Origin of the sequence: Pedobacter sp. PACM 27299 (assembly GCF_001412655.1) — a bacterium.
Lineage (GTDB): Bacteria > Bacteroidota > Bacteroidia > Sphingobacteriales > Sphingobacteriaceae > Pedobacter.
Map to the genome: position 1 here is coordinate 813,021 of NZ_CP012996.1, position 17,581 is coordinate 830,601.

The window sequence follows — 17,581 nt, forward strand, 5'->3', positions numbered from 1 at the left end:
GAGGTTTGTTGTTGAATTTATATATAAAATGAGATTTATGAAGGTGTTTATAACTAGGGTCATTCCTGAAGAAGGTCGGCAATTATTGGAAGAAGGAGGAATTGAAATCCAGGAGTGGAAGGAGAAAAGGGCATTGACCCGGGAGGAACTGATTGCCTATTGCAAGCAAAGTGATGCCTTGTTGAGTGTGAGTACAAAGCTGGATGCGGCGTTTCTGCAAGCTTGTTCCCATTTGAAAGTAATTGCTTTACACTCGGTAGGCTTTGATCACGTAGCTATAGATACTGCAACCTCTTTAAATATTCCCATAGGAAATACGCCGGGTGTATTGAGTGCTGCAACAGCAGATACCGCCTTTTTATTGATGCTGGCCACTTCCAGAAAGGCATTTTACCTGCATAAAACCATTGAAAGAGGAGAATGGGGATTTTTTGATCCTACGGCCAATCTTGGTATAGAACTCCGGGGAAAGACACTGGGTGTTTTTGGACTGGGGAAAATTGGTTTAGAGATGGCCAGGTGCTGTAAAGCTGCATTCGGTATGAAAATAATCTACCACAACAGATCCCGAAATGAATCCGCAGAACAGGAATTAGGTGCAGAGTGGGTATCGTTCGAAAACTTGCTGCAACAAAGCGATGTCATTACAGTACATACCGCCTTAACCGAGGAAACCGCTGGGAAATTTGACTGGGCTGCATTTAGCCTGATGAAGCCCTCCGCGATCTTTATCAATACCGCAAGAGGGGCGATCCATCAGGAAGAGGATTTACTAAAAGCGCTGGTAGAAAGAAAGATCTGGGGCGCAGGATTGGATGTTACGAACCCTGAACCCATGAGACCCGACCATCCGCTACTGCAAATGCCCAATGTTTCTGTACTGCCGCATATTGGTTCCGCCACCGAAGAAACCCGTGCCGCCATGTCTGTCTTAGCAGCTAAAAATATTATTGCAGGTTTAAAAGGAGAACGAATTCCTTTTCCGGTAAATCCAGAAATCTATAAATGATTTCTGGTCACCTTACCCTTGACCAGAAATATACGTTTGATGGCCTTCCGCTGAAGAACAGTATCTCCCATATAATCCGGATTTAAGGAACGCAGTATAATCTGCTCTGGATCCTGATGTTCAAAAAGCAGTTTCACTGTGGTGATGTTGTTGGAAATTTCATCCGTCACCATCAGGTAGGCTTCTCCCCATTGAATGATCTCTCTGTTTTTAATCTCTTTGACGATAATGATTTCTCCATTGCTGAATTTAGGATACATACTGTCTCCGTAAACTGGGAGGTAAGCATCGCAGTCATTAAAAGGAAGGTAATTTACATAGTATTCCGGTGATTCCTGAAATACATTGAGTTCTCCTACGGTAATCTCCCCAAGGTTTACATTAAAATAAGGTACGCCCTCTTCTACCTGTGGTAGATGTTCATCCGAACCTGCCGACCTTAAAAACATCTCACCCATTCCTGTATTTAAATACCTCGGATTGATTTTATGGTAATCAATGAGGTCTTTCGATAATCTTTTCCCGATATTTCTTCTTCCGCTTTCTATAGAAGAACAATTCCCAATGTGTTTGGTAATCGGATGATAGAATTGTATCAGGGTCATTTGTTTTGCATAACGGATTTCCCTGAGCCTGGCGCCAGCTTGGTCGCTCTCTGAATAAATGTTTTTCCTCATAGCTTTAATTTTTATACACATTAATTTTTGTTACGATTAATTATACGTAAGATTGTGTTAATTATTTAGCTAATATAATATTTTAAAGTTTACAATTTGCACTATAAATTAATTAAATGTATTATGAGGAGAAGATATGATATGCTGGGAGTGCCTGGATTCAGGTACCTGGAAGACGAAGAATTAGAAAATCCACTTTTAGTGGTAGAAGAATTTTTTGAAGCAACTGAACTGGAATTGTTCAGGCAGGAACTCAGGCTATTTTTTGCGTTGGCCTTTAGTAATAAAGCTTATAAAACTGGTAAGTTATATGAACCTGCCAGGCAGGCCACGATTCATCAGCGCATCACGCGCCTTTTGGAAATGGCATGGCTGATCCTGAGCAACGATCGGATTGATTTGTCTATGAAAGCGGGAGATCCTTTGTTCCAGGTTTCCGGAATGTGGAGAAGGAAAGGTTTTATTGAAGTTGGAAAAAGAATGAAAGATGACAAAATGAAGTACTGCCGGGTATTAGAAGACGAAGAGATCAATAATGTGAAACTTGTATTTGAACAGCTCTTTCAATATCAATCCTTAGCTGCATGGCAGGATGAACTGGATATGCTGTTGTTCTATAGCCTTGGCGATATTCCTATGTCCGATGAATGTGAAAATGCTCAGGTATCCTTCCCGATGCTCGAACTCCTGGAGCGGCTATTGGAAACTGTTCATGTCATGTATGAACTTCGTATTAAAGGAGATGAAGGATGGAAAATACTGCCTGTAGATGTTGCTATTCAGAACAAGGACTATCGGTTTTTCCCACCCCATTTGATCATGAGTATTGTTCAGCAACATACGCTGATACCGGTTTAAGCGAACATTAATTGCTGAGGCTATAGGACAGTCTCAGCAATTAATATTTCTAAGGGTTTTAGAATCCGTAAGACAATCGGAATCCATGGTTGACTCTTTTATTGCCGTCATAAGCAAAGCCATAAGCGGCTCTAAAGATGAGGCGCTGCAGTCCGAAGTAAAACTCTGTATAGTTTCTTTTTAATGGCTGACTCAGGTAACTTACCCCCACCAGTTCTTCCAGTTTTAACTTACGAAGAATCGGTATTTTACTGCTGAACCTTCCGGAGAAGTTATGTTCAAAATGAGCCTCGAAATATTCGCGGTCTGTACTGAACAGATAAAAATCGAGGAATAGGAATTTCCTCATATTCGGCACGCTAAACAAAGAATTGTTACCGCTGAAATGTTTAAACTCCGGATAATACACCTGATTGTTATTTAGGAATTTACCAGCGCCAATCACAATGGAAGAGTAGCCCCATAGTCCAGAACTAATCCTGTTTTGAAAAATTTCAGCGGAGAGGAGGTCATAATCCACATCACTGCTCATGATACCCTTAATGCCTTTTTTATAAGATAAACTAAAGGTGGGATATTTCGATTCCAGGTAAATTTTACGGTCAGGCATCGTCATGTAATTTTGCCCAAATGTATATTTTAAAGAGGCATCAACACTGAACGATTCATAGGTAGGGAACAAGGGTGTCTCTGTTTCAGGGGTAAAAGGATTGTTGGATGTGAATTCCTCCTCCTTCAAATCTCTGATTTTAAAACTAGTGGTATTCACTAGGTTGTAGTTTTTGCTGTAATTTACTTTTAAGCTACCCATTAAACCATTGGCCAGCTCTCTCTCGGTTCCAATGTTAACAAATTCTTTCTTGTAAAATTTCGAGAAGTTGGTTTCAAAAAGAAGGGAGTTGAAGGAGTTTCCAATCAAACTCATACTTCCAAGATTGTTCAAATCGAAGATTCCGGATCCGCCACTGGCAGTAATACTGGCACGTTTAACCGCATCATAGTAATAGGTTCCACTAATTGATGCAGTGAGTTCTTTGTTGGATAAACCATAACGTACCTCTGGTCTGATTTGGTAATATTCACCATATTCCAGACGTTTTGTATACGTAATGCCATACCTCATCCCAAAACCTTCTACCGTATTGTAAAATAAAGCTGGTAGGATCGGATCAAACCTTAAGCTTTTCTTATCATAGCGATTATTAAGTGTGTAACCACCAATTAATAGCTTAAATGGACCGGGTTTATTATTTGCTTTTTCTACGGAATCCAGGTAATGTTTGGATGTTTTTAAGGCAGCCAGGCTATCTTTTCGAATGTAATCACGACTTTCGTCCTGCGTAAGCGGGATAGGTCTGTTATTTAACCAAAACAAAGAGTCTTTTTTATTGACTGCTTTCGTCACTTTTAAAATCTCTCCATTAAAGTAGTTTTTTGGGAATTTAGGATGCGTGTCATAGTTGCTGTATACACCTACATAATAACCTTCGAATTTAAAGCCAAATACATTCCCATTAAATTGGAAGTTGATATTAGAAGGCAGATAGGCCTGCTCGACCTTCAAAAATTGCTGGGAAATTTTTAAGGTGTCTATTAAATTGATGCCTGAACTTTTAGTCAGGTATACATCCGCATTCACTAAATGCCAATTGTCGTCAATGATGTAAATGATCCCATGGAAAACCGGATCATGGTCTCTTTTAGGGATGACCTCGATCTTGTTCACGGTTTTCCCGTTCTCTATCACTATACCTAATAATTTATATTTATAAAAAGATAGGGCATTATCGGCAATAGGGGATACAAAGCCGCGTGCGCTGAGTGTATTTTCCAGCAAAATATTCTGATAGAAATTAATGATCAGGTCTGAAGCTTTATTGAAACTGAAGGCATTATTTCTGCCAGCCACTTTAGAAGAAATCATCTCTTCATGTATTTTATCCGGCAGTTCGAAAGAGAATAAAGAAGTAGATTCTGATAAATAAAGGATTCCTTTTCTATTGGTATCTAGGTTCAGTGTCTTCTGGATGTCTCTGCCAAAGAATTTTTTTGGTGCACCTACAAGCTTTTGAACACCTTTAATGTAAACATCAGCGGTATAAGCCGGGACTTCCCTGAGGTGCTGTTTCCTTTTTTTGATGGCTTGCCTGATAATTTCGTAAGCAGGGTCCTCTGCATTTCCATCAATGGTGACGCCGGATAAGCTATAGGATTCCTGGGTTAAAATCACGTTTTCCAGGGTTTCCTCGCTAATGGTGATATTTTTCTCTACCGCCTTATAACCAATCGCTTTATAGACAATGGTAAAGCTGCCTTTATTTAAAGCAAGCGCATAAATACCATCCACATTTGCAGAAGTACCTTTTGTAGTGTTTTTAACATATACAGAAGCAAAAGGAACGACATCCCCATTTGTATCTTTAATATTCCCTTTTAATTTGTACTCCTGAGCAAATAGGGCGCTGGCTGCGATAAGTATCAGTAAAAGCGTAAGTTGGATTCTCTTCATAAATGGATTAATGCATAAATATCGGATATGTATTCCTAGTTAACAGCAAACTTTTGTTAAAGTTTGTTAATGGGTATTGCACAAGGTTGTTCAGGTAAGACGATATTTTTATAACTTTGGTTGCAACAAGCAAATAATAGTATGTATAAAACATTACAACCTGTTCTTCAACAAGAATTGGAGCAAATAGAAAAAGACGGTTTATTTAAACGTGAACGTGTGATTGTTACCCCACAAGGTGCAGATATCAAAATTAGTACTGGCCAGGAAGTGATCAACTTCTGTGCTAATAACTACTTAGGTTTATCTTCTGATCCACGTGTAACGGAGGCAGCCAAGAAAGCTATCGATAAATATGGCTACGGAATGTCTTCAGTACGTTTCATTTGTGGTACTCAGGATGTACATAAAGAGTTGGAAGAGAAATTATCTAAATTCTTAGGTACAGAAGATACCATTTTATATGCTGCGGCTTTTGATGCGAATGGTGGTGTTTTTGAACCTTTGCTAAATGATCAGGATGCCATCATCTCTGATGAATTGAACCACGCTTCTATTATTGACGGGGTACGTTTGTGTAAAGCAAAACGTTTCAGGTATAAAAATGCAGATATGGCTGATCTGGAAGCACAGTTAATTGCTGCTAAAGATGCAAGACACCGTATCATTGTTACTGATGGTGCTTTTTCTATGGACGGTGTGATCGCTCCATTGGATAAAATCTGTGATTTAGCAGATAAATATGAAGCATTGGTGATGATTGATGAATCACACTGTACAGGTTTTATTGGAAAAACTGGTCGTGGAACACACGAGCATTTTAACGTCATGGACAGAGTAGACATTATTACAGGTACTTTAGGTAAAGCTTTGGGTGGTGCATCTGGAGGTTTTACTGCTGGTAAAAAAGAAATTATTGACATGTTACGTCAGCGTTCACGTCCATATTTATTCTCTAACACTTTAGCTCCGGCAATTGCAGGTGCTTCTGTTGCAGTATTAGATATGTTGAGTGAAACGACTGATTTAAGAGATAAATTAGAAAGCAACACGGTTTATTTCCGTAAGAAAATGACTGAAGCTGGTTTCGATATTAAAGAAGGTGTTCACCCAATCGTTCCCGTGATGCTTTATGATGCAAAATTAGCACAGGAATTTGCTGCTAAAATGCTCGAAGAAGGTATTTATGTAGTTGGTTTCTACTATCCGGTAGTAGCGCAGGGCAAGGCGAGAATCCGCGTACAGCTTTCTGCTGCTCATGAGCAACACCATTTAGATAAAGCAATTGCAGCATTTACGAAAGTAGGTAAAGCACTTGGTGTGATCTAAAACATTAACGCTGAGTCCAATTTCTAGTCGGACATCACGTTCAAGTTGATTTTTGGACTCAGCGATTATAAAAATATTATATAAATAGCTGTATATTTGGCCTCATGTTACAAGAGAAGATAACACAATATACAGCTGAAATAAATGCGTTTTCTACGGATAACGCGGATGAGTTAGAGCAATTCCGAATCAAGTTCCTTGGTACAAAAGGAATCATCAAAGATATTTTCGATGAGTTTAAGGCGGTTTCACCTGAGGAAAAAAGAGTCCTGGGTAAAGTTTTAAATGAGTTTAAGCAATTAGCGGAAGCTAAATATCAAATGCTTAAAGATCAAACTGAAGTAGCCGATACGACTAAGGACCTGGGTTTAGACCTGACCTTACCTGGTGAAGGTTTTGAAATTGGTGCCCGTCATCCACTGGCATTGGTAAGAAGGGAGATTGTCGAAATTTTTAACAAATTAGGCTTTATTGTAGCTGAAGGTCCCGAGATTGAGGACGATTGGCATAACTTCTCTGCACTAAACTTTCCTGATGAGCATCCAGCACGTGATATGCAGGACACTTTCTTTATTAAGAAAGGTGGAGAAAAAGGGGATATCGCTTTGCGTACCCATACTTCTTCCGTTCAGGTGAGAATGATGGAAGAAGGAAAACCACCGTTCAGAGCGATTATGCCAGGTCGTGTGTATCGTAATGAAGCAATTTCGGCAAGAGCACACTGTTTCTTCCACCAGATAGAAGGTTTGTATGTGGATGAAAATGTTTCATTCGCCGATTTAAAACAAACGTTGTTCTATTTTGTACAGGAATTGTATGGTGAAGGCACAAAAGTTCGTTTCCGACCTTCTTATTTCCCTTTTACAGAGCCTTCTGCTGAGATGGATATTTCTTGTACCATTTGTAAAGGTGCCGGATGTCAGCTGTGTAAGCAAAGTGGCTGGGTAGAAATCTTGGGCTGCGGTATGGTAGATCCGAATGTATTGGAAAACTGTGGCATCGATTCAAAGCAATTTAGCGGTTTCGCTTTCGGAATGGGAATCGAACGTGTAGCAAACTTAAAGTTTGAAATCAAAGACTTGAGGTTATTCTCTGAGAATGACGCTCGCTTTTTGAAACAATATAAAACATCGTTGATATAACCTAAATGATTAAAAAGATAACCGGCGCATTTGTAGTCTTACTGCTTTTTGTAGGTTGTGGGAAGGACGAAGGAATGTACATTCCTAATGTCCTTGTCAACTTCCAGATCACAGAAGCAGAGTTTAGCATCAAAGCAACGGACAATATCTTATTAGTCGACAATCAGGGAGTTGCAGGCTTGATGATCATTAAACTTGCTCCTAGCAGCTATGTGGCCTTTGATCGCTGTAGTTCAGTAAATCCTGAACAGCGTTGTAAAGTAGTTCCGGATAATAATTTGATTACGGCAACTGACCCATGCAGCGGTGCTAAATTTTTACTGCTTGACGGCAGTCCGCAGAAAGCGCCGGCTGTTCGTTATTTAAAGGTATATCGCACCTCTGTTGGAAGCGGTGGAAGGATAAACGTATCTAATTGATGGAACCAGAGAAAATAAAAGAAAGCATAATCAGGGCTGCAAAGGAGTTGTTCAGAAAATATGGTTATCACAAAACAAGTGTTAACGAAATTGCGAAGAAAGCCAGAATTGCCAAGGCCACTATATACAAATATTTCGAGAGTAAAGAACAGGTTTTAGATGCGATCTTAATGGATTATCTGGATTTAAATCTCCATGAAATCCTAAAGAATAAGGCACAATTTTCTAATGAGGAAGAGCATCTGACTGCATTGGTGATGAAAACCTGCAGGTTAACCTATACTGTTTGTAATGAGTTTATAGGCTGGGACTTTGTGAGAGAGAATGCAAATTCTCAGGAGTTCCTAAAACACTTGTCGGATCAATTAGAATCTCTATTGCTTTCTGCTTACCTGGAACTGGATCATTTCAAAAATAATCCTTCACGTAAAGAAGGACTGGCCTTCTTATTGAAAGCTAGTAAAAGCATTGTCTTTTCATTTGCCTTTACTTCGGTAAGTGATTCGGATGTAAGAAAGAACTTTGTAAGTTTCCAAAAGGAACTCCTGCCTTTTCTGGTAAAAGCAGCGTTGTAAACTAATGGAAATGTTCCATGATATTGAAAACCTCCTGAAAATTCAGGAGGTTTTTTTATGCAGCAAAATGCTGAAATCTGCCTGATTCCGAGCATAATTTTGTTAAAAGAGGAGGAGAATACTGGTCGGGAAGAGATCTGCTTTTTTTGGGGGTTCGAAAGGGGTTCGGTTAGGGTTGCTGTAGTAAACATTGCAGGACCCCTACAGCAACCCTAACCGAACCCCCTGCAGTATCTATAATAAGTCCGATCTCTTCCCGACGAGTACCCGACCAGTACCCCGGTTTTTTATTCGATTTTTAATCATGAATTCTCGCTTCCTGATTAATGGTGTTCAGCTAAAAGCAGAAGATCCCAAATCCTAAAACAAATTCTCTTAAAACCACCTACCTAAACTTAAAATAATCTTTACAAAATGATAACGTATACCGTTTTGGTATTCGGTATAAAAAGACTTAACTTAGTAACGTTATCAACGTGTAAAACAATGAGTAAAGAGGTTTTGGAAATTTCTGTTTTGGTTGATGAGAAGTTTGATATGAGCTTTAATCTGGTTGAAGGCATCTTTGGTTTTATCCTTCGTGTTTTTGATAAGTAAAAGATAACATTGAACTTTCTTATTGAATAGGCTTTAAGAGCCTCAGGGAAATCTCTATGTCTTAAAATTCCATTTTTTCTTCCTGACCATAACTGCTGCTCAATTTAGAACTGATCTACCTGATCATCATTGAAAAACATTTACAACGCAATGAAAAAAAACTTAAATTTGCGGCATAATGAGTAGAAATAGAAAATCCGGAACGGTAACCATTATCCCCAATTTAAGTATTATTGATATTGCCGAAGAAGGCAAGGGAGTAGGTAAAGCAGATGAGTTGGTGGTATTTGTGGATAAAGCCGTACCCGGCGATGTCGTTGATGTTCGTGTTGTAAAAAAGAAAAAGAATTTCGCTGAGGCCGTAATTGAGGCTATACATGTGAAATCTGAGTTGAGAACGGATGCATTTTGTCAGCATTTTGGTACTTGTGGCGGCTGCAAATGGCAGCACATGGACTATAGTGCTCAATTGACATTTAAACAGAAAAATGTAGAAGCCGCTTTGCAAAGGCTGGCTAAAATTGATATCTCCTCCATGGAGCCGATTTTAGGATCAGCAGAGAATAAATACTATAGAAATAAATTAGAATATACCTTTTCAAATAAACGCTGGCTAAATAAAGCAGATATGCCGGTGATTGCAGATGCTGAAGCTTCAGCTGATGAGCATGCTGTAGTTGAAGAGATCGCTTCCCCAGAAAAAGCGGAAATGGAAATGAATGCTTTAGGTTTCCACGTTCCTTTGCGTTTTGATAAAATATTAGACATTGAGCATTGCTATTTACAGGCAGAACCTTCCAACACTTTGAGAAATAAAGTGAGAAGTTATGCTTTGGAAAATGGAATCAGCTTCTATGATCTGCGTAACCATGAAGGTGCTTTAAGAAACCTGATCATCCGTACCTCTTCTACAGGTGAAGTAATGGTTGTGGTGGTGTTCGCATACGTGGAACAAGCACAGGTAGATGGTATGATGGAATACCTGAAAGTGAACTTCCCTGAAGTGACTTCTCTTTTATACATCATCAACCAGAAGAAAAATGATACTATTTTCGATCAGGAAGTAATTACTTACGCAGGAAGAGACCACATCTTTGAAGAAATGAATGGACTGAAATTCAAAATTGGTGCGAAATCATTCTATCAGACCAACTCTTTACAAGCTTTTGAATTGTATAAGATTACGAAAGAGTTTGCTGGTTTCAGCGGAGATGAACTGGTATACGATTTATATACTGGTGCTGGTACGATTGCCAACTTTGTAGCAGGTAGCGTGAAGCAGGTAATTGGTGTTGAATATGTGCCTACGGCAATTGAAGATGCTAAATTCAACTCGAATTTAAACGGAATCAACAATACCACCTTCTATGCAGGTGATATGAAAGATATTTTAACCACTGATTTTATTGCAGCGCATGGTAAACCTGATGTGGTGATCACAGATCCACCAAGAGCAGGTATGCATGCAGATGTTGTAGCCAGATTGCTAGAGATGGAAGCAGAGAAAATTGTGTATGTGAGCTGTAATGCAGCGACCCAGGCAAGAGATTTAGCCCTGTTAAAAGAGAAATATGAAGTAGTACGCATCAAACCTGTAGATATGTTCCCGCATACACAGCATGTTGAAAACGTAGTGCTGTTAAAATTTACCGGTCTGACTACTGTTGAAGTAGCAGAAGCTAATTAGATAAAAATGGATATTGAAGAGTTATTGCCTCTGCAGGACCCTGAAGAAGGTAAAAAAGAGGATAAAAAGAAAGTAAGTCCATTGGTGAGTTTAGAAAAAGACCTGGAATTGTATTCAGATTCGATCAAAGAGGTATCCATCGCGATTCTCAATGAAGGGATTTCTACGCATCCAATCTTTGTAGCACACCAGCATACAGTTTCCATAGGAGAGATGATCCTGGACAGAACGGAGTTAAATACCGACTGGACCATTCAGGCTTCGACCTTGGATGAGTTTGTGCAAAAAGGGATTATCAACCCTGAGAAGAAAGCACTATTCTTGAAAAGTTATAAAAAACCACAGGAATTTATGTGTGTATTTGTGATTGTTCCTGAAGGCGCAAACTTCATTTATTATCCTTATAAAAAATAAAAGACCATAAAAAATCCCTACCAGGTAATACCTGTGTAGGGATAAACTAAAAACTAATGGTCTAAATTATTTTACATGAATCACATCTCCGCTTTTTGAGTTAGAGGTCTTATTCAATGCTGCATTTCCTTTATAATGGATATCACTGCCGCCACTTGCACTCGCTTCTAATCCTTTGTTTACATATACATTCGCATCTGAACCACCACTGGAAGTTACTTTTGCGTAATCACTGATCAGCTGGTAAGCATGTACATCACTGCCGCCACTGCTCTCTATGATCATATTTTTCACTGTTCCTTTAAGTTTTGCATCTGAACCGCCGCTTATCGTCACTTCCAGATCATCCGCCTGGATGTCTAAAGAAAGGTCGGCCCCACCAGAAGCACGCAGACTTAATTTTGGTGTTTTAATGGTATTCTGACTATAAACATCACTGCCGCCGCTAGCGGTAATGGCTTTCAAGGTTTTATAGTTCACATAAACCTTAACGCTTTGTCCTTTAAACTTTCTTCCCCAGCCTTGATTATCCTTGTATTTGATGTTTAAGCCTGAGCCATTCTTTTCAACTATCACATTTTTTAAAATCTCTTCATGGCCAGTCACTTTAATGTTCTCAGAATTACTCTGGGTAAGATAAAGGTCTATTCCGCTGGAAACAGTAACTTCATTGTAATTCGTTAAAGGGATATTTTTGTCTTGCTGTGCTTTTGCTGGTATCGTTAAGATGGAAAAAGCTAAAAGTACAGGTAGTGCTGATTTAAATAGTAAGGTGCTTTTCATGGGATTTCTGATTTGGTTACATGGATTAGACACCATTCCTGCCTAAACGTTGCAGGATTTGGAATTTATTTTTTAAATATTTGAATATACCCCTTAAAATCGTTCTTTTTGTAGTATAAACTAGTAAATAACAAATGGCAGAATCTCAATTGCTTATTCTTGACAAGAAGCAGATACAACAAAAGATTAATAGGATTGCTTACCAGATACTGGAAGATAACCTGAATGAGAAGGAAATTGTATTGGCTGGAATATGGGATCGTGGGTATAAAGTTGCCCTTCGACTAAAGAAAGTATTGGCCAAGATTTCAGACTTGAAAATTACCATGTTGAAAATTGAGCTGGATCGCTTAAATAGCAAGCTAGTTGCCAATACGGATCTTGATGAGAGCCATTGGAAAAATAAAGTCATCATCCTAGTTGACGATGTACTGAATAGCGGAAAAACATTAGCTTATGGATTGGGTGTTTTCCTGAATACCCCGCATAAAAAGATCAGAACCGTAGTATTGGTAGATAGAAGCCATAAAATATTCCCTATTGCAACGGATTTTGTTGGCTTACAGATGGCTACTGTTTTAAAGGAACATGTAGATGTAGTGATTGATGTAGCAGGAGAAGAGGATCGCGTTTATTTAAGTTAATCTTGGATTTAAGGCATATTTTTCTCATTTTAGAGAGATGTACCCTTCCCGTAAAAGCAAGTTAATTTTTCAATTCTTTTCTTGGTATAGCGCTTATATCATAAAAAAGGATTTTTCAAGCTATACTTACGACCGGCTGGAGGTAAAGGAGGACGAGGCGATATTGCTCCTCGCCAATCATTTTAGCTGGTGGGATGGTTTCCTAATGTTTCAATTGAATAAGGTCGTTTTTAAGAAAGAATTCCATGTGCTGGTCAGCGAAGAAGATTATCAGCGGCGATGGTATTTAAAATATCTCGGTGCTTTTGCTTCCAAAGTGAAGGGGAAAGATGTGGTTAAAACACTGGCTTATGCCGGACAGCTATTAGATGATCCTCAAAACTTAGTCCTTTTATTTCCTCAGGGGAAGCTCTACACCAGTTATGTGAGCAATATCTCTTTTGAAAAAGGGGTGATGCAATTGATCAATGCTTCAAAGAAGAAATTTCAAGTGGTATTTTCTGCTACACTTACTGATTATTTTGACAAAAGAAAGCCAATGGCAAAAAGTTATCTCTGTACCTGGGTGGCGGAAGAGTATATCAGCTTGCAGCTGCTGAAAAGAGAATACAACAAACATTACAATGGGGCAATTCATAGACAAAGCAAAAAGTCTGCATGATCTTTTTTCTTTATATCGTACTCGTCTTTTTGGTCCTTCGTTTTTCAGTTACTCTGTTTAATTTTCTTTCTAACCCTAAAATGGGGAATTATGGCAGGTCTTTTACAGACAAAGTGCTGATCATCATAAAAGTTCATCAATCTGAAGAAGAAGCAGAGAAATTGATCGCCAGCCTATCCGCACAGGATTATAAAAATTATGAGATCTTAATTCAGCCGATTCATAGCCCCGATGTCGTTGTCGCAGAGAAAGCTGCTTACTTTCTATTTCTGGATGCAGACACTGTAATTCAAAGAGGATTTATTAACAGTCTGATTTATCGGACTACTGTGTTTAAACTCGCGATGCTGAGTGTGATTCCTACTCCCCGAATTTCTGGATTTATAGCCAACTGCATGTATCCCCTGACAGATTTTGTATTATTGAATTTATTTCCTTTAAGGTTAGTTCGCCTGTTGAAACATCCTTCGTTTTCTATGGCAAATGGTGCTTGTTTGTTCTTTGATGCGGAGATTTATCGCCAATACGAATGGGATGAGGCCCTTAAATCTTCCAATCAAGCTGCGCTCGAAATCATGAAAATGGTCAAACAGGAAAAGCTAAATGCGGACTTGCTGCTGGGAAATAAATTGATCTATCAGAAAGAAAGTAAGCCTGATGTAGCTGGTGTTTCAGGGCGCCTGATGCTTAATTTCAATCAGCAGCCGATCGTTGCCCTTTCCTATCTAATATTAGTAATCGGCGGCCCAATTGCCATGGCGCTTACTTTAGCCCCTGTATTTCTGCTGCTGCCCTATGGGCTGATCTTTTTATCAAGAATGATGATCGCTTATCTGACTGCGCAAAAACCTTTTCCATCCATCTTGTACCATCCATTACAAATGATCAGCTTAACCTGGCTGGTGGTTCATCAATGCTGGAAAAGCTTTCTTGCTGTATTTAAGTCTAAGAATTAGCATATCAGACGTCAGAAATAGCATATCAAACTCTTTTTATGTAATTTTGTGACTGTATGAGGTCACTTATTAAATAATTTATGGGATACGATTTAGCCGTCACAATAGATAAAGCATCAGGATTTTGTTTCGGAGTAGTATATGCAATCGATATGGCTGAAGATATTTTAGACCATGAAGATTATTTATATTGCCTCGGCGACATTGTGCATAACGATGAAGAGGTAAAGCGATTAACCGCTAAAGGACTTCGTATCATCGATCATGAGCAGCTGCAGACCTTGAAAAATGAAAAGGTTTTGATCAGAGCACATGGGGAAGCACCTTCTACTTATCAGCTGGCGATGGAAAATAACCTGATCCTCATTGATGCTTCTTGTCCGGTAGTGTTAAAATTGCAGAACAGGATTAAAAATTCGCATGACGACGATGAGCAGATTCTGATTTTCGGAAAACATGGTCATGCGGAAGTGATCGGTTTACAAGGACAAACAGATGGGAAAGCCATCGTATTTCAGGATCTCGCAGAATTGGATCATGTGGATTTACCTTCAAAATTCACTTTATATAGTCAGACGACCAAAAGCACGGATAAATTCTACCACATCAAAGATCAGCTGCTGAGCAGAGGATATGAAGTGAAAGCAAATGATACCATTTGTCGCCAGGTGTCTAATCGTTATGGGGATCTGGAGAAATTTGTGGTTGATTTTGATAAGATCATCTTTGTATCGGGCAAGAAATCTTCAAATGGAAAGGTCTTGTACGATGTCTGCAAAAAATACAATCCCAATGCCTACTTTATTTCAAATGTGGAAGAAATCGATCAGAGTTGGTTTGCTGCAAATGATAAGGTCGGGATTTGTGGGGCCACTTCTACGCCAATGTGGCTAATGGAACAGGTAAAATCAACTTTAGAATCTTATTAATACATTATTACATCATAAAAAAGTAATTATTGGTTTTCCCAGTAGAGATACCGGGTTATAATCATTTGATTAATTATTTTTGCTAAAATTATGGGAAAAAAGGGCATACTGCTAGTGAATTTAGGAACTCCGGATAGTCCGGAAGTAAGTGATGTACGAACATATCTTGATGAGTTCTTGATGGATGAGCGTGTGATTGATATCAACGCATTTCAGAGAACATTATTGGTGAAAGGAATTATTGTTCCTTTTCGCAGCCCTAAAACTTCTAAGTTATACAAGGAGATCTGGGATGAAAATGGATCGCCTTTGTTATATTACAGCAAAATCCAGGCAGCGATGCTTCAGGAGAAACTTGGCGAGGAATACCAGGTTGAATTGGCCATGCGTTATCAAAATCCTTCCATTGCTTCTGGTCTGGACAGGCTAAAAGCTGGATTGGTAGAAAGTATCCAAGTGATTCCATTATTCCCGCAATACGCCTCTGCAAGTACAGGGTCGGTGATCCAAAAGGTAATGGAACTGGTGAGCAAATGGCAAACGGTTCCGCCAATCAGCTTCATCAACTCTTTCCATGATAATGAATTGATGATAGATACTTTCGCTGAGAATGCGCAAAAGTATCAGCCGGAAAGTTATGATCAGATCTTATTTAGTTTCCATGGCCTGCCAGAAAGACAATTAAAAAAATGTGACCATACCGGCCAGCATTGCTTGAAAAAAGACGATTGCTGCAGTACCTTGACCAATGTGAACAAGTTTTGCTATTCTGCACAGTGTCATGATACCGCCAGATTAATCGCTAAAAGATTGAACATTCCTGCTGAAAAGTATTCTGTATGTTTCCAATCGAGATTAGGAAAAGAACCTTGGGTACAGCCTTATACCAGTGATGTTTTAAAAGAACTTGCGGAAAAAGGTAAAAAGAGACTTTTGGTATTCTGTCCGGCTTTTGTGGCAGATTGCTTAGAAACACTTTATGAGGTAAGCGTGGAATATCATGAAGAGTTCAGAGCTCTCGGCGGTGAAGAAGTTCAGTTGGTAGCCAGCTTAAATGACGACCCCAAATTTATTGATGCGCTAGTTGAAATGGTGAAACCATCATAAACATCATTTCATAACTGATAGTAAACAATAGTTTCTGATGATGAATTAGAAATTACGAGTAATATAATCCAGGATCTGACGGGTAGAACCGGTTTTATTCTGTACATACTTCTGGGCGATCTTTCCCGCAGCTGCATTCTTTTGGAATTGTAGAAAAGCGGCAGAAAGATCGCTTTCTGTTTCAATACTAATTGCTGCTCCAATTTCAATCAGGTCTTTTGCCTCTTGGAACTTAGCATATTTAGGACCAAAAATTACGGGAATTCCATAAGCAGCAGCTTCCAGTGTGTTGTGAATGCCTGCCCCGAATCCTCCACCGATATAGGCAATGTTACCATATTGATAAAGCGACGAAAGCATGCCGATGTTGTCTATAATTAGGGTTTTGGCAATTTTTTTACTTCCTTTTAATAGTTCGGAATGCGTAATTGCTGCGGGAATAAGTTTTCTCAGTGCTGCAATATGTGAATCGTCTGTTTCATGAGGTGCAATGACGAATTTCCAGTCTGGGTGCTGGGCAATAAGAACAGCGATCAACTGCTCATCTGCCGGCCAGCTGCTGCCCGCAATAAATACTGGATCTGATCCGCAGAAATCTGCGACTTCCTGAATGGTTTTTGGCGATTGTGCATTTTCGGCCACACGATCGAAACGGGTATCTCCACTTAAACTTACATTTTCCAAATGGATTCTTTTTAATAAGTCAACGCTCTCCTGGTTTTGAACGAAAAAATGGGTGACGAAACTTAGGATTTTCCGGTTAAAGGAGCCGTACCATTTGAAAAATATCTGATCTGGCCGGAAAATTCCGGAGATCACATATAAAGGGATGTTGTGCTGATGCAAGACTTTGAAATAATGATACCAATATTCATACTTGGTGAAGATGGCAATTTCAGGTTTAATCGCTGCAATGAACTTTTTGGCATTTGCCTCAGTATCTAAAGGCAGATAAAAAACACCAGCTGCCAAAGCATAGTTTTTTCTGATCTCATATCCCGAAGGAGAAAAGAAGGTAACGACGATATTTTTATTGGGATAAAGGGTTTTAATCTTTTCCAAAACAGGTCTTCCCTGCTCGAATTCGCCCAATGAAGCGAAATGAAACCATATATTGGTTTTAGAAGGATCCAGTGTTTTTTCTATTTGCTCAAAAAGTTGAGTTCTACCCTCGATAAACAGTTTGGCTTTTGTGTTGAATAAGGAAAATACGCGCAGCACTAATCCATAAAAAGAGATTCCTATATTATAAAGCCAAAGCATTTTGTGTGTTTATTTATTATCT

18 protein-coding genes are annotated in these 17,581 nt (G+C 39.1%); 14 read left to right on the forward strand and 4 right to left on the reverse strand.

The window, feature by feature from the left end; genetic code table 11:
• Positions 1-37: 37 nt before the first annotated feature.
• Positions 38-1,009 carry a 2-hydroxyacid dehydrogenase gene (locus AQ505_RS03410; protein WP_062546887.1) on the forward strand — a complete coding sequence of 324 codons (972 nt, stop codon included), beginning with the start codon at positions 38-40 and terminating at the stop codon, positions 1,007-1,009.
• Here the strand turns inward: AQ505_RS03410 and AQ505_RS03415 are convergent.
• Positions 1,000-1,686 carry a S24 family peptidase gene (locus tag AQ505_RS03415; protein WP_062546888.1) on the reverse strand — a complete coding sequence of 229 codons (687 nt, stop codon included), beginning with the start codon at positions 1,684-1,686 and terminating at the stop codon, positions 1,000-1,002. The two genes, AQ505_RS03410 and AQ505_RS03415, sit on opposite strands and share 10 nt — an antisense overlap.
• Positions 1,687-1,809: 123 nt before the next feature.
• On the opposite strand from AQ505_RS03415, the gene AQ505_RS03420 reads away from it, so the two are divergent.
• Complete coding sequence (locus AQ505_RS03420) at positions 1,810-2,544, forward strand: hypothetical protein (RefSeq protein ID WP_062546889.1); 735 nt, start codon at positions 1,810-1,812, stop codon at positions 2,542-2,544.
• A gap of 58 nt (positions 2,545-2,602) precedes the next feature.
• On the opposite strand, the gene AQ505_RS03425 is transcribed toward AQ505_RS03420, so the two are convergent.
• Positions 2,603-5,053 carry a DUF5686 and carboxypeptidase regulatory-like domain-containing protein gene (locus tag AQ505_RS03425; RefSeq protein WP_062546890.1) on the reverse strand — a complete coding sequence of 817 codons (2,451 nt, stop codon included), beginning with the start codon at positions 5,051-5,053 and terminating at the stop codon, positions 2,603-2,605.
• A 141-nt stretch (positions 5,054-5,194) separates the two neighbouring features.
• Between AQ505_RS03425 and kbl the strand changes: the two genes are divergently transcribed.
• From kbl to AQ505_RS03460, 7 genes are all read left to right on the forward strand, one after another.
• Complete coding sequence (gene kbl, locus AQ505_RS03430; protein ID WP_062546891.1) at positions 5,195-6,382, forward strand: glycine C-acetyltransferase; 1,188 nt, start codon at positions 5,195-5,197, stop codon at positions 6,380-6,382.
• Between the two features lie 104 nt (positions 6,383-6,486).
• Positions 6,487-7,524, forward strand: a complete 1,038-nt coding sequence (gene pheS, locus AQ505_RS03435) for a phenylalanine--tRNA ligase subunit alpha (protein WP_062546892.1) — start codon at positions 6,487-6,489, stop codon at positions 7,522-7,524.
• A 5-nt stretch (positions 7,525-7,529) separates the two neighbouring features.
• A complete protein-coding gene (locus AQ505_RS03440) occupies positions 7,530-7,943 on the forward strand; it encodes a hypothetical protein (RefSeq protein ID WP_062546893.1) in 414 nt (137 codons plus the stop codon).
• Positions 7,943-8,518 (forward strand): TetR/AcrR family transcriptional regulator, encoded by a 576-nt coding sequence (locus AQ505_RS03445; protein WP_062546894.1) that lies wholly within the window; start codon positions 7,943-7,945, stop codon positions 8,516-8,518. The genes AQ505_RS03440 and AQ505_RS03445 overlap by 1 nt, the downstream gene beginning before the upstream one ends.
• 486 nt (positions 8,519-9,004) lie before the next feature.
• A complete protein-coding gene (locus AQ505_RS03450) occupies positions 9,005-9,115 on the forward strand; it encodes a hypothetical protein (RefSeq protein WP_062550870.1) in 111 nt (36 codons plus the stop codon).
• Between the two features lie 178 nt (positions 9,116-9,293).
• Complete coding sequence (rlmD, locus tag AQ505_RS03455; protein WP_062546895.1) at positions 9,294-10,802, forward strand: 23S rRNA (uracil(1939)-C(5))-methyltransferase RlmD; 1,509 nt, start codon at positions 9,294-9,296, stop codon at positions 10,800-10,802.
• Positions 10,803-10,808: 6 nt separating this feature from the next.
• Positions 10,809-11,216, forward strand: a complete 408-nt coding sequence (locus AQ505_RS03460; protein WP_062546896.1) for a hypothetical protein — start codon at positions 10,809-10,811, stop codon at positions 11,214-11,216.
• Positions 11,217-11,282: 66 nt separating this feature from the next.
• On the opposite strand, the gene AQ505_RS03465 is transcribed toward AQ505_RS03460, so the two are convergent.
• The gene (locus AQ505_RS03465) at positions 11,283-11,999 is read right to left on the reverse strand and encodes a head GIN domain-containing protein (protein ID WP_062550871.1); all 717 of its coding nucleotides are present in this window, start codon (positions 11,997-11,999) and stop codon (positions 11,283-11,285) included.
• Between the two features lie 134 nt (positions 12,000-12,133).
• Here AQ505_RS03465 and AQ505_RS03470 point away from each other — a divergent pair, with 134 nt between their 5' ends.
• From AQ505_RS03470 to hemH, 5 genes are all read left to right on the forward strand, one after another.
• Positions 12,134-12,643 (forward strand): phosphoribosyltransferase family protein, encoded by a 510-nt coding sequence (locus AQ505_RS03470; RefSeq protein WP_062546897.1) that lies wholly within the window; start codon positions 12,134-12,136, stop codon positions 12,641-12,643.
• A gap of 37 nt (positions 12,644-12,680) precedes the next feature.
• Positions 12,681-13,304, forward strand: coding sequence for a 1-acyl-sn-glycerol-3-phosphate acyltransferase (locus AQ505_RS03475; protein ID WP_062546898.1), 624 nt, complete (start codon positions 12,681-12,683; stop codon positions 13,302-13,304).
• Positions 13,301-14,260 carry a glycosyltransferase family 2 protein gene (locus AQ505_RS03480; protein ID WP_157262179.1) on the forward strand — a complete coding sequence of 320 codons (960 nt, stop codon included), beginning with the start codon at positions 13,301-13,303 and terminating at the stop codon, positions 14,258-14,260. The genes AQ505_RS03475 and AQ505_RS03480 overlap by 4 nt, the downstream gene beginning before the upstream one ends.
• Positions 14,261-14,340: 80 nt before the next feature.
• Positions 14,341-15,189, forward strand: a complete 849-nt coding sequence (locus AQ505_RS03485; RefSeq protein ID WP_062546900.1) for a 4-hydroxy-3-methylbut-2-enyl diphosphate reductase — start codon at positions 14,341-14,343, stop codon at positions 15,187-15,189.
• A 90-nt stretch (positions 15,190-15,279) separates the two neighbouring features.
• Positions 15,280-16,296, forward strand: coding sequence for a ferrochelatase (gene hemH, locus AQ505_RS03490; RefSeq protein ID WP_062546901.1), 1,017 nt, complete (start codon positions 15,280-15,282; stop codon positions 16,294-16,296).
• A 45-nt stretch (positions 16,297-16,341) separates the two neighbouring features.
• Here the strand turns inward: hemH and AQ505_RS03495 are convergent, their stop codons facing one another.
• Positions 16,342-17,559: a 3-deoxy-D-manno-octulosonic acid transferase gene (locus AQ505_RS03495; protein WP_062546902.1), complete on the reverse strand. Its 1,218-nt coding sequence runs from the start codon at positions 17,557-17,559 to the stop codon at positions 16,342-16,344.
• Between the last annotated feature and the right edge of the window lie 22 nt (positions 17,560-17,581).